At 69.8% G+C, this 22,347-nt stretch carries 18 protein-coding genes and 1 tRNA gene; 7 read left to right on the top strand and 12 right to left on the bottom strand.

Features of this window, described 5'->3' with window-relative positions; genetic code table 11:
* Positions 1–105: 105 nt before the first annotated feature.
* Positions 106–1,242, bottom strand: coding sequence for a galactokinase (gene galK / locus ITJ69_RS00185; protein ID WP_194671681.1), 1,137 nt, complete (start codon positions 1,240–1,242; stop codon positions 106–108).
* Positions 1,239–2,336: a galactose-1-phosphate uridylyltransferase gene (galT, locus tag ITJ69_RS00180; protein WP_194647437.1), complete on the bottom strand. Its 1,098-nt coding sequence runs from the start codon at positions 2,334–2,336 to the stop codon at positions 1,239–1,241. Before galT ends, galK begins: the two co-directional genes overlap by 4 nt.
* Positions 2,337–2,400: 64 nt before the next feature.
* Between galT and ITJ69_RS00175 the strand changes: the two genes are divergently transcribed.
* Positions 2,401–3,246: a DeoR/GlpR family DNA-binding transcription regulator gene (locus ITJ69_RS00175; protein WP_194647438.1), complete on the top strand. Its 846-nt coding sequence runs from the start codon at positions 2,401–2,403 to the stop codon at positions 3,244–3,246.
* Positions 3,243–4,175: an aldose 1-epimerase family protein gene (locus tag ITJ69_RS00170; protein ID WP_194671680.1), complete on the top strand. Its 933-nt coding sequence runs from the start codon at positions 3,243–3,245 to the stop codon at positions 4,173–4,175. Before ITJ69_RS00175 ends, ITJ69_RS00170 begins: the two co-directional genes overlap by 4 nt.
* A 74-nt stretch (positions 4,176–4,249) precedes the next feature.
* Here the strand turns inward: ITJ69_RS00170 and ITJ69_RS00165 are convergent, their stop codons facing one another.
* From ITJ69_RS00165 to ITJ69_RS00150, 4 genes are all read right to left on the bottom strand, one after another.
* A complete protein-coding gene (locus ITJ69_RS00165) occupies positions 4,250–4,570 on the bottom strand; it encodes a hypothetical protein (protein WP_111085292.1) in 321 nt (106 codons plus the stop codon).
* A 170-nt stretch (positions 4,571–4,740) separates the two neighbouring features.
* A complete protein-coding gene (locus tag ITJ69_RS00160; RefSeq protein WP_194671679.1) occupies positions 4,741–5,490 on the bottom strand; it encodes an SGNH/GDSL hydrolase family protein in 750 nt (249 codons plus the stop codon).
* 29 nt (positions 5,491–5,519) lie between these two features.
* Positions 5,520–5,592 (bottom strand) — tRNA-Lys (locus tag ITJ69_RS00155).
* A 53-nt stretch (positions 5,593–5,645) separates the two neighbouring features.
* Complete coding sequence (locus tag ITJ69_RS00150) at positions 5,646–5,807, bottom strand: DUF2207 domain-containing protein (RefSeq protein WP_146249745.1); 162 nt, start codon at positions 5,805–5,807, stop codon at positions 5,646–5,648.
* Positions 5,808–5,933: 126 nt separating this feature from the next.
* Between ITJ69_RS00150 and ITJ69_RS00145 the strand changes: the two genes are divergently transcribed.
* From ITJ69_RS00145 to ITJ69_RS00135, 3 genes are all read left to right on the top strand, one after another.
* The gene (locus ITJ69_RS00145; RefSeq protein WP_131921932.1) at positions 5,934–6,563 is read left to right on the top strand and encodes a DNA-directed RNA polymerase subunit beta; all 630 of its coding nucleotides are present in this window, start codon (positions 5,934–5,936) and stop codon (positions 6,561–6,563) included.
* Between the two features lie 590 nt (positions 6,564–7,153).
* Complete coding sequence (sigK, locus tag ITJ69_RS00140; RefSeq protein WP_123293272.1) at positions 7,154–7,753, top strand: ECF RNA polymerase sigma factor SigK; 600 nt, start codon at positions 7,154–7,156, stop codon at positions 7,751–7,753.
* The gene (locus ITJ69_RS00135) at positions 7,750–8,619 is read left to right on the top strand and encodes an anti-sigma factor domain-containing protein (RefSeq protein WP_194671678.1); all 870 of its coding nucleotides are present in this window, start codon (positions 7,750–7,752) and stop codon (positions 8,617–8,619) included. Before sigK ends, ITJ69_RS00135 begins: the two co-directional genes overlap by 4 nt.
* Before the next feature lie 298 nt (positions 8,620–8,917).
* Here ITJ69_RS00135 and pstB read toward each other — a convergent pair whose 3' ends face one another.
* From pstB to ITJ69_RS00105, 6 genes are all read right to left on the bottom strand, one after another.
* Positions 8,918–9,697 carry a phosphate ABC transporter ATP-binding protein PstB gene (gene pstB, locus ITJ69_RS00130; protein ID WP_123340921.1) on the bottom strand — a complete coding sequence of 260 codons (780 nt, stop codon included), beginning with the start codon at positions 9,695–9,697 and terminating at the stop codon, positions 8,918–8,920.
* Between the two features lie 34 nt (positions 9,698–9,731).
* Positions 9,732–10,817 carry a phosphate ABC transporter permease PstA gene (pstA, locus tag ITJ69_RS00125; RefSeq protein ID WP_194671677.1) on the bottom strand — a complete coding sequence of 362 codons (1,086 nt, stop codon included), beginning with the start codon at positions 10,815–10,817 and terminating at the stop codon, positions 9,732–9,734.
* 12 nt (positions 10,818–10,829) lie between these two features.
* Complete coding sequence (pstC, locus tag ITJ69_RS00120; protein WP_194671676.1) at positions 10,830–11,780, bottom strand: phosphate ABC transporter permease subunit PstC; 951 nt, start codon at positions 11,778–11,780, stop codon at positions 10,830–10,832.
* A gap of 171 nt (positions 11,781–11,951) precedes the next feature.
* The gene (gene pstS / locus ITJ69_RS00115) at positions 11,952–13,055 is read right to left on the bottom strand and encodes a phosphate ABC transporter substrate-binding protein PstS (protein WP_194671675.1); all 1,104 of its coding nucleotides are present in this window, start codon (positions 13,053–13,055) and stop codon (positions 11,952–11,954) included.
* A 209-nt stretch (positions 13,056–13,264) separates the two neighbouring features.
* A complete protein-coding gene (locus ITJ69_RS20800; protein ID WP_123293276.1) occupies positions 13,265–14,212 on the bottom strand; it encodes an NUDIX hydrolase in 948 nt (315 codons plus the stop codon).
* Positions 14,209–16,374 (bottom strand): RNA degradosome polyphosphate kinase, encoded by a 2,166-nt coding sequence (locus ITJ69_RS00105; RefSeq protein WP_194671674.1) that lies wholly within the window; start codon positions 16,372–16,374, stop codon positions 14,209–14,211. The genes ITJ69_RS20800 and ITJ69_RS00105 overlap by 4 nt, the downstream gene beginning before the upstream one ends.
* A 207-nt stretch (positions 16,375–16,581) precedes the next feature.
* Between ITJ69_RS00105 and ITJ69_RS00100 the strand changes: the two genes are divergently transcribed.
* Together ITJ69_RS00100 and ITJ69_RS00095 are read left to right on the top strand one after the other, a co-directional pair.
* A complete protein-coding gene (locus ITJ69_RS00100; protein ID WP_017888088.1) occupies positions 16,582–16,863 on the top strand; it encodes a hypothetical protein in 282 nt (93 codons plus the stop codon).
* 106 nt (positions 16,864–16,969) lie between these two features.
* Complete coding sequence (locus ITJ69_RS00095; RefSeq protein WP_194671673.1) at positions 16,970–22,345, top strand: DUF6531 domain-containing protein; 5,376 nt, start codon at positions 16,970–16,972, stop codon at positions 22,343–22,345.
* Positions 22,346–22,347: the final 2 nt, after the last annotated feature.

The raw sequence follows: 22,347 nt of genomic DNA, 5'->3' as shown, positions 1-22,347 counted from the left end.
GCTGCCCCGAGTCTCGCGGTGAGTGACCGTTCTCGGGGGCGGCACCGCGAGAACCGTCGCCCAGCCCGAGTCTCGCCGGTACTCGCCCGAGACTCGGTGAGGGGCTCAGTCGCGGCGGGCGCCCTGCGCGGCGTGCACCGTGAAGACGCTCGGCTCGCGGTAGCCGGCCTCGGCGAAGGCGGCGGTGACGGCCTCGGTGATCGCAGCACGCGATCCCTGGTCGACCAACGCGATCGCCGCACCGCCGAACCCACCACCGGTCATCCGCGCACCGACCGCACCGTGCTCGACCGCGGTCGCGACGGCCAGGTCGAGTTCCGGCACGGAGATCTCGAAGTCGTCGCGCATCGACTCGTGCGACGCGACGAGCAGCGATCCGATCGCCCGCGGGCCCTGTTCGCGCAGCGTCCGGACGGTGTCGAGGACGCGCTGGTCCTCGGTCACGACGTGGCGCACGCGGCGGAAGGTCTCGTCGTCGAGCAGCTCCTGCGCACGGGGCAGGTCGTCGACGCTCAGGTCACGCAGGGCCTCGACACCGAGCACCTGCGCACCCTTCTCGCACGAGGCCCGACGAGCCGCGTACCCGCCGGTGGCGTGGGCGTGCTCGACCCGGGTGTCGATGACCAGGACCTCGAGCCCGTTGGCCTCGAGCGCCAGGTCGACCACGGCGGTGTCGAGCGTGCGGCAGTCCAGGAACACGACGGCGTCCTGCTCGCCGAGCAGGGAGGCGGACTGGTCCATGATCCCCGTGGGCGCACCGACGGCGTGGTTCTCGGAGTACTGGCCGACGCGCGCCAGGGTCTTGCGGTCGAGGCGGAGCTCCCACAGGTCGTTGAAGGCGAGCGCGACGCCGCACTCGATCGCTGCGCTGGAGGACAGGCCCGCGCCGACGGGGACGTCGGACTCGATGAAGACGTCGAACCCGGTCGTGTCGGACAGGTCCGCGCCGGCCTGCTCGCGGAGCGCCCAGGCGATGCCGAAGACGTACGCCGACCAGCCGGTCATGTTCGACGGGTCGAGGTCGTCGAGCGACAGCTCGAGCACGGTGCCGGCGTCGAACGCGGACGAGACGCGCAGCAGACGGTCCGGCCGCGGAGCGATCGACGCGCTGGTGCGCCGGTCGATCGCGAACGGCAGGACGTACCCGTCGTTGTAGTCGGTGTGCTCACCGATCAGGTTGACCCGGCCGGGGGCGGAGTACCGCACCGTCGGCTCGTACCCGTAGACCTGCTGGAACGTCATGCTCGCTCGATTCCCTGTCGGATGAACTCGGCCGCCTTCTCGGGCACGAGGTCCCCGATCCAGGCGCCCATGGCGGCTTCACTGCCGGCCAGGAACTTCAACTTGTCCGCCGCCCGACGCGGCGACGTGATCTGCAGCATGAGCCGCACGGTGTCCCGCCCGACGTGCACCGGCGCCTGGTGCCAGGCGGCGATGTACGGGGTCGGGTCGTCGTAGAGCTTGTCGATGCCCCGCGTCAGGCGCAGGTGCATGTGGGCCAGTTCGTCCTTCTCGGCCTCGGTCAGACCGGCGAAGTCGGGGACGTGGCGGTGCGGCAGCATGTGGATCTCGATGGGCCAGCGTGCGGCGAACGGCACGAACGCCGTGAAGTGCTCGCCCTGCAGCACGACCCGGTCCGAGGCGCGCTCGTTCGCCAGGTGCTGCTCGAACAGGTCGGGCCCGAAGCGCTCGATGGAGTCGAGCAGGCGCTGCGTGCGGGGCGTGATGTACGGGTACGAGTAGATCTGCCCGTGCGGGTGGTGCAGCGTGACACCGATCGCTTCGCCGCGGTTCTCGAACGGGAACACCTGCTGGATGCCGGGCATGGCGGAGAGCGCGGCGGTGCGGTCCGCCCAGGCCTCGACCACGGTGCGGGCACGCGACTCGGAGATCGACGCGAAGGACCCCTCGGTCGCGGGCGAGAAGCACACGACCTCGCACCGGCCGACGCTGCGCAGCTGCCGGTTCAGGCCGACGTCGGTCAGCGCGTCGAGCGAGCCGGGTGCGTCATCGGCTTCGAGCGCCGGACCGAACGACGGTGACCGGTTCTCGAACACGGCGACGTCGTAGGTGCTCGGGATCTCGGACGGGTTCTGTGGTGTCTGCGGCGCGAGCGGGTCCTGGTCGGCCGGCGGCAGGAACGCACGGTTCTGCCGGCTCGCGGCGATGGAGACCCACTCGCCGGTCAGGACGTCCTGGCGCATCCGCGCGGTCTCGGGCCGAGGATCGAGCGCACGCTCGTCGATGGCACGCTCAGCGGGCAGGGTGCTGTCCGCATCGTCGAAGTAGAACAGGTCGCGGCCGTCCGCGAGCTTCGTCACGCGCTTGGTGATCACCGGAACAGCCTAGCGTCGATCCGAAGCGTTGCGAAAGTCTTCGGAAGCAAGCGAAACTAGAGCCGTGACCGACGACGACCTCTCCTTCCTGGCCGGATCGCTGCCCGCGCCGCTGCGGCAGGACCGCATCGTCTCCATCGTCGAGGGTGCACCCGGTATGGTCCGGACCGCCGCGCTGGCCGCGTCGCTCGGCACGAGTGAGGTGACGGTCCGGCAGGACCTCGCGGTCCTCGACCAGGAGGCCCGGATCCGCCGGGTGCACGGCGGCGCGGTCCGCCTCGGGGCCGGGTCCACCGAGCGCCCCTTCGAGGAGACCGCCGTCGAGCACCAGGTGGCCAAGGCCGCCATCGGCCGTGCGGCCGCAGCGCTCGTGCGTTCCGGCGAGTGCGTCGTGCTCGACGTCGGCACCACCCCGGCAGCGGTCGCCGAGGCGCTCGTCGCCCGCACGGAGCTGTCCGACGTCACCGTCGTCACGAACTCGCTGACCACCGCTCTGGCCCTCGAGCGCGCCGTGCCGCGGTTCACCGTGATCGTCACCGGCGGCACCCTCCGGCCGCTCCAGCACTCGCTCGTCGCACCGTTCAACAACACCCTGTTGCCGGTGATCGCCGCCGACATCGTGTTCCTCGGTGGCACCGGTGTGGACGTCGCGCACGGTCTGACCAACGTCAACCTGCCCGAGACCGAGGCGAAGCGGGTGCTCGCGGCCACGGCTCGGCGTACGGTCGTGGTCGCGGACGGGTCGAAGTTCGGCCGGGCCCACATCGGGGTCGTCCGTGCGCTCGAGGACATCGACGTCGTCGTCACCGCCGAGGCCGAGGCGGACGCGGTCGCCACGATCCGGGCGGCCGGCGTCGAGGTCGTCGTCGCGGACGGCGAGGACACACCCGGAAGGAACCACACCCCATGACCGCAGCACCCACCGGTGGCCAGTACCGCCTGCACCACGCTGGACCGGACGGCGTCGTCGAGGCCGTCGTGACCGAGGTCGCTGCCGGCATCCGAGAACTCCGCGTCGCCGGCTTCGACCTGACCGAGCCGTTCCCCGTCACCGAGCAGCCGCCCGGCGCCAACGGGATCGTGCTCGTGCCGTGGCCGAATCGCGTCGCCGGCGGGGTCTGGGAGCTCGACGGCAAGCGGCAGCAGCTGGACGTCTCGGAGCCGAAGTACGGCAACGCCTCGCACGGTCTGCTCCGCTTCGCGCCGTACCGCGTGGTGTCGCAGACCGAGACGGGCATCGTGCAGGAAGCCACGATCCACCCGCAGCACGGCTGGCCGTTCACCCTCGAGACCCGCGTGCACCACGAGCTCGTCGACGACGGCATCCGGGTGACGCACGAGATCACGAACCGTTCCGGAGCCCGCGTGCCCTTCGCCGTCGGGGCGCACCCGTACCTGCGCGCCGGTGACACCCCCGCAGAGGACCTCGTCGTCACCCTCGACGCCGCCACCGCCTTCACCGTCGACGAGCAGAAGGTGCCGAACGGTTCCGTGTCGGTGGAGGGCACTTCGTTCGACCTGCGACGGGGGCAGCGTGCCGGTGCCGCCGATCTCGACACCGCGTACTCGGACATCACCCCGGACGCCGACGGTGTCCGCCACACGACCCTGCACGGCCCCGAGGGTGACGGCGTGCAGCTCTGGCAGGACGCGTCGTTCCCGTACGTGCAGGTGTTCACCTCTCGGGAGTACCCGCGTGGCGACGCCAAGGGCCTGGCCGTGGCGGTCGAGCCGATGACCGCTCCGGCCAACGCCCTGAACTCCGGCGAGGGCCTGCGGTGGCTCGAGCCTGACGAGACCTGGACGGGCACCTGGGGCATCCGCCGCGTCTGGTCCTGACCGCCTTCGTGCACTGAGAAGGCCCCGCCGGATGTCCGGCGGGGCCTTCTGCGTTCGTGGCGGGGAGCTGCGGGTCAGCCGCGGCGCATGCGGAGCGCCTCGACCGCAAGGGACTCGCTGGCGTAGCGCCCGACCTCGTGCGCCCAGGCCGGGTCGTCCCCGCGCAGGGCGATGAAGTCCTTGCGCTGTCGGCACACGTAGCCGAGCACCGCGGTGGCCGTCGCGACCTCGATGAAGTCCTTGCGGATGTGCCGGGTCGTGACCTGCGCGTTGCGACGGAGCGTGTCGAGCAGGAGCTCGTTGCTCATCGTCGTGTTGGTCGCGGCGGCGAGCTCGACGATGCGGCGCGCGTCCCCGGTGCTGCTGGTCTGCGTGGCTTCGATGGGCTCGATCACGGTGTACCCCGTTCGTTCGTGGTGGTGCGGTGCTGCAGGATCCGGTGGTCGGATCCGGGAACGACACTATCGGCGGCAGCCCACCAGTCGGCTGTGCGCAGGCTGATGTGTGCAGGGGATCTGCCATGAGCCAGCTGGGGACAACTTGTACCCCGAACACGAACCCGAGGTCAGGCGCAGCGTTCGTCGTCGGGCGCAGCGAGCGCGTCGAGGGAGTCCGAGACCCGTCCGGCCATGTACTGGTAGCCGGCGTCGTTGAGGTGCCCGCCGTCGATCGCCGCGTAGCCCGGGCTGTTCGCCGCGGTGAACCACTGTCCGGCGAGCGGGTCGATGAACGGCACACCCGCAGCAGCCGCTCCCGCGGAGACCGAGGCGGCGACCCCGACGTTCGCCTTCGCCCGCGGCATCGGCGCTGACGGCCCGAGCGCCACGACGACGGCGTCCGGCCAGGTCTGTTCCGCCGCGCGGAGGGTCTGCTCGACGCGGGCCTGCAGCGTCGACGAGTCGACGAGCCAGTCGTTCTGGCTGCCCTGCACGATGACGAGCTGCGGAGCATCGGTCGTGGCGTGCCGTTCGAGGCGGGGGCCGAACGTGTAGTGCGAGGACCCGGTGCGCCCGGTGTCGATGTAGCCCGTTCCCGGGTAGCCGTCGATGGTGGCGTCCCAGTTGCGGTCGGCTGCGAGGTCCTGCGCCCATCCGTGGACGCCGCTGGTGGAGCCGCGGCCGGTGGTGTACGAGTCGCCGACGATCAGGACGTGCGAGCCGGGGACGATCGCGTCCGCGACCTCGGCGGAGGAGACGCTCGACGACGTCGAGATGGGCTGGCAGGCACTCGACACGGTCGGCAGGATGACGAGCAGCCCGCTCACGCCGAGAGCCATGGCTCCGAGCGCGATGCCGGGGAGGAGTCGTCGTGCCATCCGCCACATCTTAGACAACGCACTTGGTGTGGGCCCCGTGGGGCTCGAACCCACGACCCTCGGATTAAAAGTCCGGTGCTCTACCAACTGAGCTAGAGGCCCTCACCCGCAAGGCTAGCGGGTGAGGGCCTCTGGGAAGAACCTGGTGTCGACGGTCAGCCGCGACGCCCGGTGAGCGTCCGCAGCAGCCACAGGACGACGGCCACGATGAGCAGCACGATGCCGACCCACAGCAGGAACTTGAGGCTCGCGGTGAAGCCACCGACGAACAGCAGGATGACCGCGATGACGGCCAGGATGATGAGCAACGGGTTCATGGGGGAGTCCTCTCCTTCACGTTCGGGAGGAGCGCCTCCCGACGAGACACCGTACCCGCGGCGCTGCCGTTGCGTTCTGGGCGAACGGAGGGCGGGCGTGTCACCGGCCGTGCCTACACTGACGCGGTGCCTCGCGATCACCACCGTCCTGTCCACTTCACCGATGCCGAGTTCGCCGCGATCCAGGGCGGCGAGGACCCCGCCGTCGTGAACCGTGTCGCGCACGAGACCGCGAACGCGCTGCTGCACCGGGTGCGTCAGGACCCGGACCCCGCTGTGGTGGAGCGGCTCGTGACCTACACCGACGTGCACGGCATCGACGCGATCGCCGAACTCTGGGCGCGGGTGGGTGCGCACACCCTGCCGGGTGCCCTGTGGCGGGTATACCTCGTCCGCACGGTGATCCGGCAGAACCCGGAGGAGATCGCGTACTTCTTCCAGCGCGGCACCGAGCGCATCGGCACGATCGACCAGGCCGTCGCGGGGGCGGAGCAGCCGACCGGTCCTGCCGAGATCCTCACCCTGGCGGACCGCATCCTGCACGGGCTGTACACGGGTGACTTCGCGGTGGCGCTCGACCGAGGGGCGGCGTTCTGCCGGCTGACCGCGGCCGGTGCGACTGCCGTGGCGGACGACTCCGACCTGACGGCGACCGATCGTGCGAGCGAACTGACGCGGCGGGCGCTCCGTCTCACGGAGCTGGCGGCCGACCTGACCGAGGCGGCGGCGCTCTGGCGTCGCGAGAGCCTGGACTAGCGAGCGAACGCGCCGGACCCGCACCGGGCCTCCCGGCAGAACGCCGAAGGGCACAGCCGCGGGACAGAGCCGCAGGGCAGAGAAAACCGGGCCGCAGAAGCGCCTCTCGGCGCGAGGCCGCTCGAAGCGGCGAATTTTGGAGCCCGGGGCTTGCTGCGGCCCGGCGAGACCAACTCTACGACGCGTCGGCTGAGTCTGCTGCCCTGTTCACTCTCGGTGGACAGATCCGGACCCGGGCGTGCCCGGCAGACGGCCCGGACGCGGCGTCCCGACAACTTCTCGGCATCCGATCCAATCCACCACGGGCACCGCGCCGAATCATCAGCGTGACGGACTTGATGACCGTCACGAACGCGAGAGGCCCGGCGTGACCCGGACCGGTATCCGCCGGTCAATTCCCTGTGGGTCACGCTGGCCTCTCGTCTCGACCGCACGACGCGGCGGCTTCGTCCTACCCGGGGCGGGACCGCAGCACAGCTCCAACCGCAGCACAGCACCACCAGCACCACCAGCACCACCGCATCACGCAGCACCCCTGACAGAACGGCCACAACCGGTCGCCGAAGCACCCGAGAGGAGGGAAACCTGCAATGCTTGCCCTCGTGGATAGCGACACCGAACGCTGGAGCTCGTCAGAGCCAGCCCAGGCATCGCCGGACGACCTTCTGGCGCGGGTTGCCTCCGGTGACCAAGCCGCCTTCGCGGACCTCTACGACGTCCTCTCCGGCCGGGTCCTCGGACTCGTGACGCGGCTCCTGCGGGACCGCGCCCAGTCCGAAGAGGTCACGCAAGAGGTCTTCCTCGAAGTCTGGCAACAGGCCACCCGGTTCGACCGGAAGCGCGGGACCGCGTCCAGCTGGGTCCTGACCATGGCGCACCGCCGAGCGGTGGACCGGGTCCGGGCGTCGCAGGCCTCGCACGACCGGGACACGAAGATCGGTATCCGCGACCTCGAGTCCGGTTTCGACCAGGTGTCCGAGTCGGTCGAGATCCGCATCGAACACGAACGTGTCGGCCGGGCCCTTGCCAAGCTGACCGAGTTCCAGCGCCAGGCCGTGCAGCTCGCGTACTACGGAGGCTTCTCGCACAGCGAGATGGCCGAACAACTCGGTGTCCCCATCGGCACCGTCAAGACCCGTCTCCGTGACGGGATGATCCGACTCCGAGACGAAATGGGGGTGACCTCATGACCGAACGACACGACGACCCCGCCCTGCTGACGGGTTCCTACGCACTCGACGCGCTGTCCGACGATGAGCGCATGCTCCTCGAGGACGTCCTCACGACGTCGCCCGAACTCCAGGCCGAGGCCGACTCGCTGCGCGAGACTGCGCTGCAGCTGGCCTTCGCCGCCGCTCCGATCGAGCCGCCGACGTCGCTCCGCGCGTCGCTGCTGGCCCAGATCGCGACGACCCCGCAGGCTGCACCACTGGCCGAGACGGCTCCTGCCGTCGACACGGCCTCCGTCCAGGAGGCCCGTCCCGAGCCCGCCAGGCACGTCGCCTCGATCGCCGACGGCTCCACCACCGGTGGCCGGGCGACCTCCGAGGCTCGCCGCCGCTGGTTCCAGCGTCCGGCAGCCATGCTCACCAGTGCTGCTGCGGTCGCCGTGGTCTTCCTCGGTGTCGGCCTGGGGGTCGGCGTCGCGAACGGCCCTGCCGACGGACCGGGCACCGGCACCACGCAGGCATCGAGCGGCCTCGACCGCATCTACGCCGCGTCGGACTTCCAGCGCAGCACCACCAAGGTCGAGGGCGGCGGCACGGCCACGGTCGTGTGGTCGGGCGACCTCGGCAAGTCCGCGGTCATCCTCGACGGTGTCGCCCAGGCACCGAAGGGCAAGACGTACGAGCTCTGGTACATCGGCTCCGAGAACGAGGGCGGCACGATCAAGTCGGCCGGCCTGGTCGACGGTGTCGCCGACGGCGTGCACTCGGCCGTGCTGAAGGGCTCGATGTCCGACGGCGCGACGATCGGCATGACGGTCGAGCCGGCCGGTGGTTCGGAGCAGCCGACCACGACGCCGATCATGGCGGTCCCGACCACCTCGGCCTGACCCTCCCCGGAAGGTGCTCACGCGATCGATGCGTGGGCACCTTTCGTCGTTCCACGAGGCGATCGACGCGTGCATCGTCGGAACATGCGCACGCACCGTCTGCGTGCGCATCGAGCGACGAACCACGAGACGATCGACGCGTGGATCGTCGGAACATGCGCACGCACGCACCCACGCCGTGCGCCACGCACCCCGCACGGCCCCCGCGCCCAGCGCAACCACGAAGGCCCGGTGCGCATCCGTGGCGGACGTGCACCGGGCCTCCCGGTCGTCCGTCAGACCGACGGACGCACAGCGATCAACCGAAGCGACCGGAGACGTAGTCCTCGGTGGCCTGGACGGACGGGTTCGAGAACATCGTGGTGGTGTCGTCGAACTCGATGAGCTTGCCCGGCGCACCGGTGCCGGCGATGTTGAAGAACGCCGTCTTGTCGCTGACGCGCGAGGCCTGCTGCATGTTGTGCGTGACGATGACGATCGTGAACTCCTTCTTGAGCTCCTCGATCAGGTCCTCGATGGCCAGGGTGGAGATCGGGTCGAGCGCCGAGCAGGGCTCGTCCATCAGCAGCACGTCGGGCTGCACCGCGATGGCGCGGGCGATGCAGAGACGCTGCTGCTGCCCACCGGACAGGCCCATGCCGGGCTTGTCGAGGCGGTCCTTGACCTCGTTCCACAGGTTCGCACCCTGCAGGGAGCGCTCGACGATGTCGTCGGCCTCGGACTTCGAGACGCGCTTGTTGTTGAGCTTCACGCCCGCGAGCACGTTGTCCTTGATGGACATCGTCGGGAACGGGTTCGGACGCTGGAAGACCATGCCGACCTGGCGACGGACGAGCACCGGGTCGACCCCGGGGCCGTACAGGTCGTCGCCGTCGATCTTGACCGAGCCCTCGACCCATGCGCCGGGGATGACCTCGTGCATGCGGTTCAGGGTGCGGAGGAAGGTGGACTTGCCGCAGCCGGACGGGCCGATGAAGGCGGTGACGGTGCGGGGCTCGATGGTGATGTCGACACCCTCGACCGCCTTGAACTTCGAGTAGTAGACGTTGAGGCCGTCGACCTCGATGCGCTTGGACACGTTGATCCTTCTGGTGGGTGGGGAAGTGGGTTCGCTAGCGCGAGAGCTTGGGGGCGAAGAGTCGGGTGACGAACCGGGCGAGCAGGTTGAGCACCATCACGATGAGGATGAGCACCAGCGCGGCGGTCCAGGCACGGTCGACGAACGGCTGCGGGTTGGCGCCCTGCTGCGAGTACTGCGTGTACGCGTACACCGGCAGGGTCATCATCGGGTCCTTGAACAGGTCGTAGTTCATGCTCGCGGTGAAGCCAGCGGTGACGAGCAGCGGGGCCGTCTCGCCGATGACGCGGGCGATGGAGAGCATGACGCCGGTGGTGATGCCGGCGAGCGACGTGGGCAGGACGACCTTGAGGATCGTGAGGTACTTCGGCACCCCGAGGGCGTAGGAGGCTTCGCGGAGCTCCATCGGCACGATCTTCAGCACCTCTTCGGTGGAGCGCACGACGATCGGGATCATCAGCACCGACAGGGCGACCGAGCCGACCAGGCCGAAGCGGGCACCAGGGCCGAGGAACAGCGCGAACAGGGCGTACGCGAACAACCCGGCGACGATCGAGGGGATGCCCGTCATGACGTCGACGAAGAACGTGATGCCCTTCGCCAGTGCGCCGCGGCCGTACTCGACCAGGTAGATCGAGGTGAGCAGCCCGATCGGCACCGAGATGAGCGCCGCGAACAGGGTGATCTCGAGCGTGCCGATCAGCGCGTGGATCGCGCCGCCGCCCTCGGAGATCACACCGCGCATCGAGTAGGAGAAGAAGTTCGCGTCGAAGCGGGCGAGACCGTCGGCCAGGACCGTCCAGAGCAGCGACACCAGCGGCAGGACCGCGATGACGAAGGCGGTGACGACGAGCGAGGTGATGAGCCGGTCGACGGCCTGGCGGCCGCCCTCGACGATGCGCGAGACGACCACGATCAGGACGTCGAACAGGACGGTGCCGAGGAAGAGCGCCGCGACGACGTTGAAGTCCTTGACCGCGCCGCCGGCGTTGAGCAGGGCGAAGACGGCCACCAGGGCGACCCAGCTGCCGACGAGCAGCAGCCACGGCACCGAGCGGTGCAGCTTGCCGTTGGCGTAGACGTTGCCGGCGGTGCCGGTCTGACGGAGAGCGAGGGACATCGGGTGGACCTCTCAGCTGACCCGCGTGCGGACGATGTACCGCGCGAGCATGTTGATGACCAGGGTGATGACGAACAGGATCAGGCCCGTCGCGATCAGGGCGTTCAGGGCGGTCCCCGATGCCTCGGCGAACTGCAGCGCGATGTTCGCGGCGATCGTCGAGGGGTTCTGCGAGGTCAGCATCTGGAAGGTGACGTTCGTCGAGACCGACAGCACCAGGGCGATCGCCATCGTCTCGCCCAGGGCACGTCCGAGCCCGAGCATGATCGCGGACACGATGCCGGACTTCGCGAACGGCAGCACGGACAGGCGGATCATCTCCCAGCGCGTCGCACCGAGGGCCAGGGCGGCTTCCTCGTTGAGCGTGGGCGCCTGCAGGAAGATCTCGCGCATGACGGCCGTCATGATCGGGATCGCCATCACGGCGAGGACGATCGACGCGGTCAGGATGGTGCGGCCGGTGCCGGACACCTGACCGGAGAAGAGCGGGAACCAGCCGAGGTACTCGTTCAGGAAGCCGTAGAACGGCTTCACGAACGGCGCCAGCACCACGATGCCCCAGAGGCCGTAGACGACCGACGGGACCGCGGCGAGCAGGTCGATGACGTAGCCGAGCACCGGGGCGAGCCGCCTCGGAGCGAAGTGCGAGATGAACAGGGCGATTCCGAGGGCGAGCGGGACCGAGATCACGAGCGCGATGAGCGCGGACCAGACGGTGCCGAAGACCAGGGGTCCGACGTAGTCCCAGAAGTTCGTGGCGTTGTTCGGCAGCTCGCCGACCTTGGCGGAGAACGCCGGGATGCTCTGCCAGACGAGGAACGCGGCAACGAGCACGAGCACGAACAGGATGAGGCCGCCGGCGATCACCGAGGCGGCGGAGAACACCCGGTCACCGACGCGGACGACGGCCTTCGGCTTGGTCGGGGTGACGGTGGCCCCTGGCTGGGCCGGTGCGGTCGTCATGGGACTCCTGTCGGAGGAACGCCGGGGGAGGCGACGGGTTCGGGTGGTGGAGCGTGGAACGGCGCTGGTCGGACGGGCGCTGGCGGTGGGGCCGGGCTGCTCGCGTCGCGACGGGCAAGTGCCCGGACGCCGGTCAGGTGGGTGGGACCGGCGTCCGGGCGCTCGAGGGTCTTACTTGATGGAGTCGACCGCGGCAGCGGCCTTGTCAGCCAGGTCGGACGACAGGGCGGCCGACTTGGCCTCCTTCGCCGCGGCGTCCTGCGCGTCACCGGTGACGACGTAGCTCAGGAAGCCCTTCACCAGGTCGGCCTTGTCCGAGTCCTTGTACTCCTGGCACGCGATGGCGTAGGAGACGAGGACGAGCGGCCAGGCACCGTCAGCGGTGTCCTTGCGGTCGATGTCGATCGCGAGGTCGTTGTCCTCGCGGCCGGTGGCGACCTTCGAGTCGGCGACGACCTGCGCGGCGCCGTCGGCCGAGATCTCGGTGGCCTTGTCGCCGACCATCAGCTTCGCCTTGTCGAGGTCACCCGCGCCGGAGTCGTCGATGTAGGTGATCGCGTTGGAGGCGCTGCCCATGGCGGAGGCGACACCGGAGGTGCCCTTCGCGCTGTCACCGACCGAGTACGGGAAGGTCTGGCTCGGCTCTTCGGTCCAGACGTCGCCGGCGTTCGCGGAGACGTACTCCGAGAAGTTCTGCGTGGTGCCCGAGTCGTCGGAGCGGTGCACGACCGTGATGTTCGCGTCCGGCAGGTCGACGCCGTCGTTCAGGTCGGCGATCTGCGAGTCGTTCCACTTGGTGATCTTGCCCGAGAAGATGCCCGCGATGGTCTTCGCGTCGAGGGTCAGGTCGCTGACGCCGTCGACCTTGTAGGCGATCGCGATCGGGGAGATGTAGACCGGGATGTCGATGGCCTTGGTGTCGGCCTTGCACAGGTCGAAGGAGCCCGAGAGCTCCTCGTCGTTCAGTGCTGCATCGGAGCCGGCGAAGTCCGCGGCACCCGAGATGAAGTTCTTGCGGCCGGCGCCCGAACCATCGGGCGTGTAGTTGACCGTGACGCCCGAGGCCTGGTCCTGGAAACCGGCGGCCCAGGTGGCCTGCGCGGTCTGCTGGGCGGACGAGCCGGAGCCGGTCAGGGTTCCGGAGAGGCTCGAGAGGTCGCTGTTGCTCGAGGAGGACTCGGTGCTGCCCGCGTCCTCGTTCGCCGCGCACGAGGAGAGCACGACTGCGCCGGCGATCGCGATTGCTGCGATCGAACCGATTCGCTTGATGTTCACAGGGGTCCCTTCGGGGATGGGGTGCAGTGGGACCACTGCGGTCCCTGGGCCGGTGCCGACCCGGGAGCGACTGTAGGGACGCGAGGTGACGGGGATCACGCGCGTTGGTGAACGGAAGGTGAACGAGGGGTTGTGCCGACCGGGAGGCGCGGATCGCGTTCCGGGCGCGGCGGACGCCCGGTCCGTGGCGGGTGCAGGGCGTGCGGTCGCTACGCCGGGATCGTGTTGCGGTGCGTCTCGACGGCGACGAGGGTCTCGCCGGCGATGTGCATCACCGAGAAGTCGCCGACCGAGAGCATCGCGGCGCGGCGGAGGTCGAACCGGCCGGAGTCGTCGGCGGTCGCGGTGGCGATCCGGGCGATGATGTCCGGCAGCACCGGCCCGTGCGAGCACAGCACCGCGGTCTTGCCCTTGTCGAGCCGGCGGCGGACGATGCCCTTGACGTCGGCGGCGCCGCGGTCGTGGGCGTCCTGGCTGATGTCGGGGGTGCTCGAGACGCCGAGCTTGGTGGTGGCGGACAGCGGTTCGACGGTGGCGAGGCACCGGGCCGCCGTGCTGCTCACGATCTTCTTCGGGCCGAACGCGGCGACGGGCGACGCGGCGGCCTTGGCCTGGGAACGACCGACGGGCAGGAGCGGACGGGTGGCGTCCGGGCCGTTCCAGTCGGAGCCGGGCACGGTCTTCGCGTGTCGCAGCGCGATCAGGGCGAACGTGCGGTGGTGGCCCGCGGCGGCGCGCTCGGCGAACCGGTCGAGGATCGCCACGTCGCGCTCGTACGTCAGACGGTTGCGGGCGTCGTCGATCGTGACCCACTCGAGCGCGGCGACCTCGTGGTTCGGGGTGAAGTCACCCGCGCGGGCGTACTCCTTCGACGAGACGCGGGCGGCCCAGTAGTGCACGACCTTGTCGCGACCGTTCGGCAGCACGTACTCCGCGGTGCCGAGCGGGGCGCCGAGGTGCACGCGGTACCCGGTCTCCTCGTCGATCTCGCGCACGGCGGTCGTCGGGACGGCCTCGCCCGGGTCGACCTTGCCCTTGGGCAGGGAGACGTCCTTGTGGTGGTCGCGGTGGATGAGCAGCACGAGGGGCGTGCCGTCCTGTTCGCGCCAGACGACTGCGCCGGCGGCGAGGACGGGGCCCGAGGGACCGCCGCTCACCGAGTGGAGCGCTTCCGAGCCGAGATCTTCCGCATCGTCACATTCTGCACGTCTTCGAGCGGGCGACCGTCATCGTCGGTCGAGTGGCGGGTCCACTCACCGTCGGACTCGAGGTGCCACGAGCTCGCGGTGTCGGCCATCGCCAGGTCGAACATCGCGAGCACCTCGTCGATGTGGTCCGGTGCCGTCAGCCGGACGAGGGCCTCGACGCGGCGGTCGAGGTTGCGGTGCATCATGTCGGCGCTGCCGATGAAGACCGCCGGGTCGCCGTCGTTGTGGAACGCGAACGCGCGGGAGTGCTCGAGGTACCGCCCGACGATGCTCCGCACCCGGATGGTGTCGCTCACGCCCTCCATCCCCGGCTTGAGCGAGCAGATGCCGCGCACCCAGACGTCCACCGGCACGCCCGCCTGGCTGGCCAGGTACAGGGCGTCGATGATCTGCTCGTCGACCATCGAGTTGACCTTGATCCGGATGCCGGACGGCTTGCCGGCGCGGGCGTTGTCGGACTCGGTCTGGATCCGCTTGAGCAGCCCCTTGCGCAGGTGCAACGGCGCGACCAGCAGCCGCTTGAACTTCTTCTCGATCGCGTAGCCGGACAGCTCGTTGAACAGGCGCGTCAGGTCCTTGCCCACGGTGTCGTCCGCGGTGAACAGGCCCATGTCCTCGTAGATGCGCGAGGTCTTCGGGTTGTAGTTGCCCGTGCCGATGTGGCTGTAGTGCTTGAGCGTGCCGCCCTCTTGCCGGATGACGAGCACGAGCTTCGAGTGCGTCTTCAGCCCGACCAGGCCGTAGACGACGTGCACGCCGGCCTTCTCGAGCTTGCGGGCCCACGTGATGTTGTTCTGCTCGTCGAAGCGTGCCTTGATCTCGACGAGCGCCAGGACCTGCTTGCCCGCGGCGGCCGCGTCGATCAGGGCCTCGACGATGGGGCTGTCACCCGAGGTGCGGTACAGCGTCTGCTTGATCGCGAGCACGTGCGGGTCGGCCGCGGCCTGCTCGAGGAACGCCTGCACGCTCGTCGCGAAGGACTCGTACGGGTGGTGCACGAGGACGTCGTTCGCCTTGATCGCACGGAACAGGTCGGGCTTCGTGTTCGGCTCACCGGGCTGGAACTGCACCGGGGTCGTCGGCACGTGCTTCGGGTAGTGCAGGTCCGGGCGGTTGATCTTCGAGAGCTCGAACAGGCCACCGAGGTCGAGCGGCGACGGCAGCCGGAAGACCTCCTGCTCGGTGATGTCGAGTTCGCGCACGAGCAGGTCGAGGGTCACCGGGTCCATGTCCTCGGTGATCTCGAGACGGATGGGCGGACCGAACCGGCGACGCAGCAGCTCGCGCTCGAGGGCCTGGATGAGGTTCTCGGCCTCGTCCTCCTCGATCTCGACGTCCTCGTTGCGGGTGACCCGGAACACGTGGTGCTCGAGCACCTCCATCCCCGGGAACAGATCGTCGAGGTGGTTCGCGATGAGGTCTTCGAGGGGGATGAAGCGCATCCGGCCGGAGTTGTCGTCCGGCAGCTTGATGAAGCGGGAGAAGTTCTGCGGCACCTTGAGGCGCGCGAACTCCTGGCGCTGCGACTTCGGGTTGCGGACCCGGACGGCCAGGTTGAGCGAGAGCCCGGAGATGTAGGGGAACGGGTGCGCCGGGTCGACCGCCAGGGGCATGAGCACCGGGAAGATCTGCTCGTTGAAGTACTCGCGCATCCGGAGCCGGTCGGCCTCGTCCAGGTCGGACCAGTGCTCGATGTGGATGCCGGCCGCGTCGAGGTCGGGCTTGAGCGATCCGATGAACGCCTGGGCGTGGCGATCCTGCAGCTCGTGCGCCTTCTTGGCGATGTCGCGCAGGACGTCGCTCGGTGCACGGCCGACGTTGGTCGGCACGGCGATGCCGGTGTCGATGCGGCGCTTCAGGCCCGCGACCCGGACCATGAAGAACTCGTCGAGGTTGGACGCGAAGATCGCCAGGAAGTTCGCCCGCTCGAGCAGGGGCTGCGTGCGGTCCTCGCCCAGCTCGAGCACGCGCTGGTTGAAGCGGAGCCAGCTCAGCTCGCGGTCGAAGTAGCGGTCCGACGGCAGCGACTCGTGCTCGATCTCGACGACCTCGTCGAAGTCGTCGAGGTCGGGTGCGACGGATTCGCCGTCGAGCTGCGGTTCGGTGTCCATGTCCACATCCTGCCACCCGGGCACCAAGGCCGGAGGGGCTCCGGTGGACGCTGTGGAAACCCGCGGTGAACGGACTGTTTGTGGAGGAACGATCACGATATACGAACGGTGACATCTGCGCCGGATTGTGGGTATGGTGGGTCCCGTCAGAGCCTCCGGGGGGATTCCACTGCGCGGGGGTGCAGCTACGAATGAAAGAGGTTCATCATGTCGCGTGTCCTTTCGACCGAGCAGGCCAAGACCGCCATCCGTCAGGTCCAGTCGATCGTCAACGGTGGTTTCACCGACCAGATCTCGCAGCTCGACGCCCAGGGCCGGATCCTGTCCGACTCGAACGTCTGGGACGGCCCGCTCGCGGCGACCTTCCGTGGGTCGACCTGGCCGGAGACCAAGGCCGCCCTCGACAAGGCGAAGACCGAGCTGGAGCAGCTCCGCACGCAGCTCGACAAGATCTCGCAGGACATCTTCACCGCGGGTGGCGGCGCGTAAGCAGCCACTCGTTCCGCCCGGACCGTCGCGCTCGCGGCGGTCCGGGCGTTCGCGGTCGGTGGGGCCGCGTGACCAGCACGACCAGTACGACTTCGGGGGATGAACCATGGCTGACCTGCACGGCAACGATCCGGTCAAGTTCGACAACGGCACGGCCGACGCACTCAGCACGGCGCTGAACGGCGCGGCCGAGTCGATCGAGGGGCAGGCCGGCTCGCGGCAGTCCTACGTCACCACCGCGTCGCAAGAGTTCCGCGGGCACTTCTCCGAGCTCTTCGCGCAGAACGCGTCGACGGCAGCGTCCGACGGTTCGACGATCGCCGCGAACCTCCGCACCGTCGCGGGGTGGGTCGACAAGATGAAGGCCGCTGCCGAGCGGGAGAACGCTCGTCGCAAGGAAGCCCGCGACTGGGAAGCGGAGTACGGCGACCGGAACTTCTTCGAGTGGGTGCACGACAAGGTCGCCGGGGCTCCCGTGCCGCCCACCGTCCACCACGAGGACGCACCGACCTTCGACCAGGCGACCGGACCGAGCACTCCGCGCCAGACGCCGAACCCCGGCTCCGGTGGCGGCGGCGGTGGGACGTCGTCGGCCAAGCCCGCCGACCTCCGCTCGTTCGCGACCGGGTCGTCGACGCTGAACCAGTCCCTCGACGGCAAGCCGGCCGGTCTGCGCGGCAAGCTCATCGACTTCGCGTCGAAGTGCTCCTGGGGGCACATCGACGCGACGAGCCTGGTGAACGCCTTCGAGCAGTGGATCACCGCCAACGGCCAGGACGTCACCTGGGCGAACACCATCGCCGACGCGTTCGCTGCTGCCGGCGGTGAAGGCGCCGTCTCCACGGTCTCGGACGCCGCGCTCGCCGCAGCCTTGGCCGCCGCGGGGGTCTCGCAGTCCCGCACCGACCTGCAGTTCGATCCGCCGTCGGCCTACGGGGCCCAGCCGACGACCGGCTACTCGATGGACCCGGTCAACACCACGACGGGCAACTTCCTCGAACCCGAGCTCGACCTCGGGTTCACCGGTGCATCCGCAGCGCTGCAGGTCACGCGCATGTACAACTCGCTCGACCAGCACGCCGGGCGCTTCGGTCCGGGGTGGGCATCGATCCTCGAGACCCGGTTGCTCATCGACGACGAGGGCGCATCCTTCGTCGGAGCCGACGGTCGCCAGGTGCGCTTCCCGCGCGACGGCGAGGGGTGGGCCCGCGGCGTCGGCGAGAACCGCTGGCTCGCGGCCGAGGGCGACCGGCTCGTCGTCCGCGACAACCAGGGCGGGCGCATCGACTTCTCGCCGTCCGGGCTGTGGCTCGGACAGCGCGGTGGGGCCGGCACCGCGGTCCGCGTCGAGCGGGACGCCTCCGACGTCGTCGTGCGCCTGGTGCACGAGCGCGGTCGCTCGATCGACATCGACCACGTCGACGGCCGGGTGGCGGTGCTCCGCGCCTCCGACGGCCGCCGGGTCGAGTACGGGTACGACGATCGCGGCCGACTCGTCTCGGTGACCGATGCCGTCGGCACCCGGATCTACGGCTGGAACGACGACGACCTGATCACGACGGTCACGAGCGCGGCCGGTGTCGTCGAGGTCGACAACACCTACGACGACCAGCGTCGCGTCGTCGAGCAGGTCAGCCCGCACGGCCGCACGGTGCGGTTCGCGTACCTGCCCGGTCGTGTCACGGTGGTGTCCGACCACGACGGTTCCCGGTCCAACTCGTACATCGCCGACGCCAAGGGGCGCTTGGTCGGGGTCATCGACTCCGACGACCGACGCCAGTCGATGAGCTACGACCGGCACGGCAACCTCGTGTCGGCGACCGAGCGGGACGGGTCCGTCACCGTGCACGCGTACGACGACCGCGGCCGGAAGACCCGCACCGTCACACCGTCCGGCGGCGACCTGACCTACGGGTACGACGAGCAGGACCGCGTCGCGACCGTGGTCACCGAGGCCGGCGCCGTCGTCGCGTACGAGTACGTGGGCGACGACCGCGACCCGTCGGTGATCACCGACCCGGTCGGGGGCCGGACGGAGCTGACCTGGCAGGACGGCGCCCTCACCCGCGTCGTCGACCCGGCCGGCGTGGTCCTGACCTTCGACCACGACGCGTTCGGCGAGCTCGTCGCGACCACGAACGCCGTCGGCGACACCGCTCGGATCGAGCGCGATCCGGCCGGTCGCCCGGTCGCCGCGGTCAGCCCCTCCGGCGCACGGAGCGAGTACCGCTACGACGCAGCGGGGCTCCTCGTCGAACGACGTGACGCCGGCGGAGCCGTCTGGCGCTTCGAGTACGGCGCCGGCTCGCGCATCGCAGCGGTCGTGGACCCGCTCGGAGCGCGCACCACGTTCGACTACGCCCCGAACGGCGAGCTCGCGACGACCACCGACCCGCTGGGTCGGCGTGTCTCGCGGACGTTCGACGACCAGGGCAACCTGGCGGAGCTCGTGTTGCCGGGTGGCGCGGTCTGGACGTTCGCGCACGACGCCTTGTCGCGCCTCCAGGCCATCACCGACCCCGCCGGCGCCACCTGGCGTCGTGAGTACGACGTCGTCGGCGAGCTGACGGCGACCATCGACCCGACGGGCGTCCGCCAGGAGTTCTCGGACGACGTCGCGACCGGCGTCGCGACCCTGCGTGACGCCTTCGACTCGGCGACCGTCCGGTTCGACGAGTACGGCCGACCGGTCGAGTCGACCTCCGACGAGACCGGTTCCGAACTCGTCACCTACGACGCTGCCGGCCGACCAGTCGAACTCGTCGACGGCGAAGGCGGCCTGACCCGACTCGAGCGCGACCTCGCCGGCCGTGTCGTCGCCTTGGTCGCCCCCTCGGGGGCGCGCTCGACCTACGACTACGACGCCTGCGGTCGACCCACCGCGGCGACCGACGCCGCCGGGGCGCGGACGACGCTCGCCTACGACGCGGACTCCCGCGTCGTAGCCCGGACCCTGCCCACCGGCGAGGTCGAGGAGGTCACGTACGACGCCGTCGGACGTGTGGTCACGCAGACGACTCCGGGTTCCGGCACCGCGCGGTTCCGGTACGACCAGGCCGGGAGGCTCGTCTCCAGCCACGACGCACGCTTCGGCCGTCGTCGGTTCCGTTACGACCCCGCGGGGCAGCTGATCGAGGTCGTCAACGGTCTCGACGGAGTCACCTCGTTCGAGTACGACGAGCGCGGGCGCCTGGTGACGATCACCGATCCTGCCGGCGGGACCACTCGACGCGAGTACGACGCCGCCGACCGTGTGGTCGCCGTCACCGACCCGCTCGACCGCACCACCAGCGCGGCCTACGACCCCGCCGGGCGCCAGATCCGCCAGACGGATCCCGACGGCCGCACGACGGAGTGGACCCACGACGCGGCAGGTCGACAGCGGGCCGTGCTCGTCGACGGTGCGGTGCAGTCGGAGATCTCCCGTGACGCCGTCCACCGCACGGTCGTCGTGACGGACCACACCCGTGGTGCCGGTCGGACGATCGAGCACGAGCTCCAGCACGACCGCCGTGGCCTGCTCGTCCGCCGTGCCCGGGGCGACCGGTCCGTCGCGTGGGAGTACGACGCCGACGGCAACCGCACGGCTCGGGTCGACCCGAACGGCACCCGCACCACCTACCGTCGCGATGCCGTCGGCCGCGTCGTCGGGGTGGAACGGGACGGCGCCCCTGCCGGCACGTTCTCGTACGACGCCTCGGGTCGGATCGTCCAGGCAGCCACTGGTGAACTGGTGCAGTCGTGGTCGTACGAGGGTGGCGCACTCGTCGCGCACACCTCGACGACGCTCGACGGTGCCACCAGCACGCGGATCGAGCGCGATGCCGACGCGCGGATCACCGCGGTCGACGGACCGTCCGGAACGGTGTCCTACGAGTACGACGCTGCCGGCCAGCTCGTCCGTGCCGGGGACTCGACGTGGACCTACGACGACCGTGGGCGGCTCGTCGCCGAGACCGTCGGCGGGGCCGAGACACGCCACGAGTACGACGCTGCCGGTCAGCTGGTCGCGACGATCACCGAGGATGGCCGGATCGAGTACGTCCACGACGGTCTCGGTCGACGCATCCGACGGACCGCCGTTGACGGATCCACCACCGAGTACGCGTGGTCGGACCTCGGGTACCTCGCTGCCGTCGTCGACCGCGACGCCTCGTACGCTGAGACCGGCCGGCTCGACGTCTGGGTCGATGCCCTCGGCGAGCTCGCCGAGGTGGGTGGGGTCGCCGCGTGGTGGGACTCCGCCGCGGTCGTTCCGTCACTCATCAGCATCGCCGACACGTCGCTGCTCGACTTGCCCGGTGGTGTCACCGCGATCGGCGATGCTGTCACGCAGCCCGCGTGGCGCACTGCTCGCGCGACCGACGCTGCGGACCCTTGGGCGGCGCTCGCTGCCGTCACCGACGTCGGGCTGCCCGCGGGGGTGGCACTGACCGGCTCGGGCGGGATGTCCGTCGCCGGGTTGGAGTGGCTCGGCGCACGTGTGTACGACCCTGCGGCGCGGGGCTTCCTGTCGGTCGACCCGCTCGCGCCGATCCTGGGTGCGGCGTGGTCGGGGAACCCCTACTCGTACGCTGGCAACGACCCGTTGCAGGCCGTCGACCCGCTCGGGCTCCGGCCGGCGACGGACAAGGACCTGCAGGCGTACCGGGATGCGAACCAGGGTGCGATCGCCAACGTGCGCGACTGGGCTGATGAGCACTCGGAGCTCATCTCCAACATCGCCATCGGCGTCGGGATCGCCGCAACCGTCCTGGCGATGTGCACACCGCTGGGGCCAGTGGTGGCCATCGCAGTGATGGCCGGCGGCGGCGCGGCCCTCGCTGGGGGGATGTCGATCAAGTCGAATCGCGGGAAGGACGGGAAGGTCGATTGGGGCGCGGTCGGTGTCGATGCCCTGATCGGTGGAGTCGCTGGCGCGGTTGGAGGAGGGACTTCACTCGGCTTGTCCAAGGCCGTTCCCGCTCTGGGTAGATCGAGCATCAGCTGGGTAGCGCGAGCGGGTGGATCTCGAGTGCTCGGGGAAGCAGGGCGATCCGCGATCTCCAGCGGTGTGCAGAACGCTACGAGCAACATGGCTGACTACGGAGTGAAAACGGGCTGGCAAGGTGACGCCGGTGGGTATCTCCAAGCCGGGGGTGTGGGAATGGCAACAGGCACGGCTTTTAGTGCAGTATCCAGCGCTTCCGCGCCGAAGCTCGGTTCGATGTTGGCTTCGAGGCTGAACCTCGACGACGTTGCAGGATCCACCGGCCGTCACGCGAATCTTGAAGGAGTGTCGACTGCCACGCAAGCGGCTAGTGCCGTGGTGAGCAAGGGTGTCGACTCCGCGGTAGGAGGATTCCAGAGCGTTGTGAACGAGATAGCTCGGCCCGGCGGTGACGCTTCGGGCGCGAACCTCAGCAGGAGCTTCTGGAGCGGCGTTGTCGGAGGCGCTGAAGGACCTGACGTGCACAGCCCAACCGCTCGGCACCGAGGATAGAG

This window comes from Curtobacterium sp. VKM Ac-2887 (genome assembly GCF_015350935.1).
Lineage (GTDB): Bacteria > Actinomycetota > Actinomycetes > Actinomycetales > Microbacteriaceae > Curtobacterium.
This window is presented reverse-complemented; position numbering and strand designations above follow the sequence as displayed.

Bases quoted from the DNA above. Each gene is read 5' to 3' on its own strand.
- galK (WP_194671681.1), bottom strand. From the start codon at position 1,242: ATGACGTTCCAGCAGGTCTACGGGTACGAGCCGACGGTGCGGTACTCC.
- ITJ69_RS00160 (WP_194671679.1), bottom strand. From the start codon at position 5,490: ATGGCACGACGACTCCTCCCCGGCATCGCGCTCGGAGCCATGGCTCTC.
- sigK (WP_123293272.1), top strand. From the start codon at position 7,154: ATGCTTGCCCTCGTGGATAGCGACACCGAACGCTGGAGCTCGTCAGAG.
- ITJ69_RS00135 (WP_194671678.1), top strand. From the start codon at position 7,750: ATGACCGAACGACACGACGACCCCGCCCTGCTGACGGGTTCCTACGCA.
- ITJ69_RS00100 (WP_017888088.1), top strand. From the start codon at position 16,582: ATGTCGCGTGTCCTTTCGACCGAGCAGGCCAAGACCGCCATCCGTCAG.
- ITJ69_RS00170 (WP_194671680.1), top strand. From the start codon at position 3,243: ATGACCGCAGCACCCACCGGTGGCCAGTACCGCCTGCACCACGCTGGA.
- pstC (WP_194671676.1), bottom strand. From the start codon at position 11,780: ATGACGACCGCACCGGCCCAGCCAGGGGCCACCGTCACCCCGACCAAG.
- ITJ69_RS00150 (WP_146249745.1), bottom strand. From the start codon at position 5,807: ATGAACCCGTTGCTCATCATCCTGGCCGTCATCGCGGTCATCCTGCTG.
- ITJ69_RS00105 (WP_194671674.1), bottom strand. From the start codon at position 16,374: ATGGACACCGAACCGCAGCTCGACGGCGAATCCGTCGCACCCGACCTC.
- ITJ69_RS00095 (WP_194671673.1), top strand. From the start codon at position 16,970: ATGGCTGACCTGCACGGCAACGATCCGGTCAAGTTCGACAACGGCACG.
- pstA (WP_194671677.1), bottom strand. From the start codon at position 10,817: ATGTCCCTCGCTCTCCGTCAGACCGGCACCGCCGGCAACGTCTACGCC.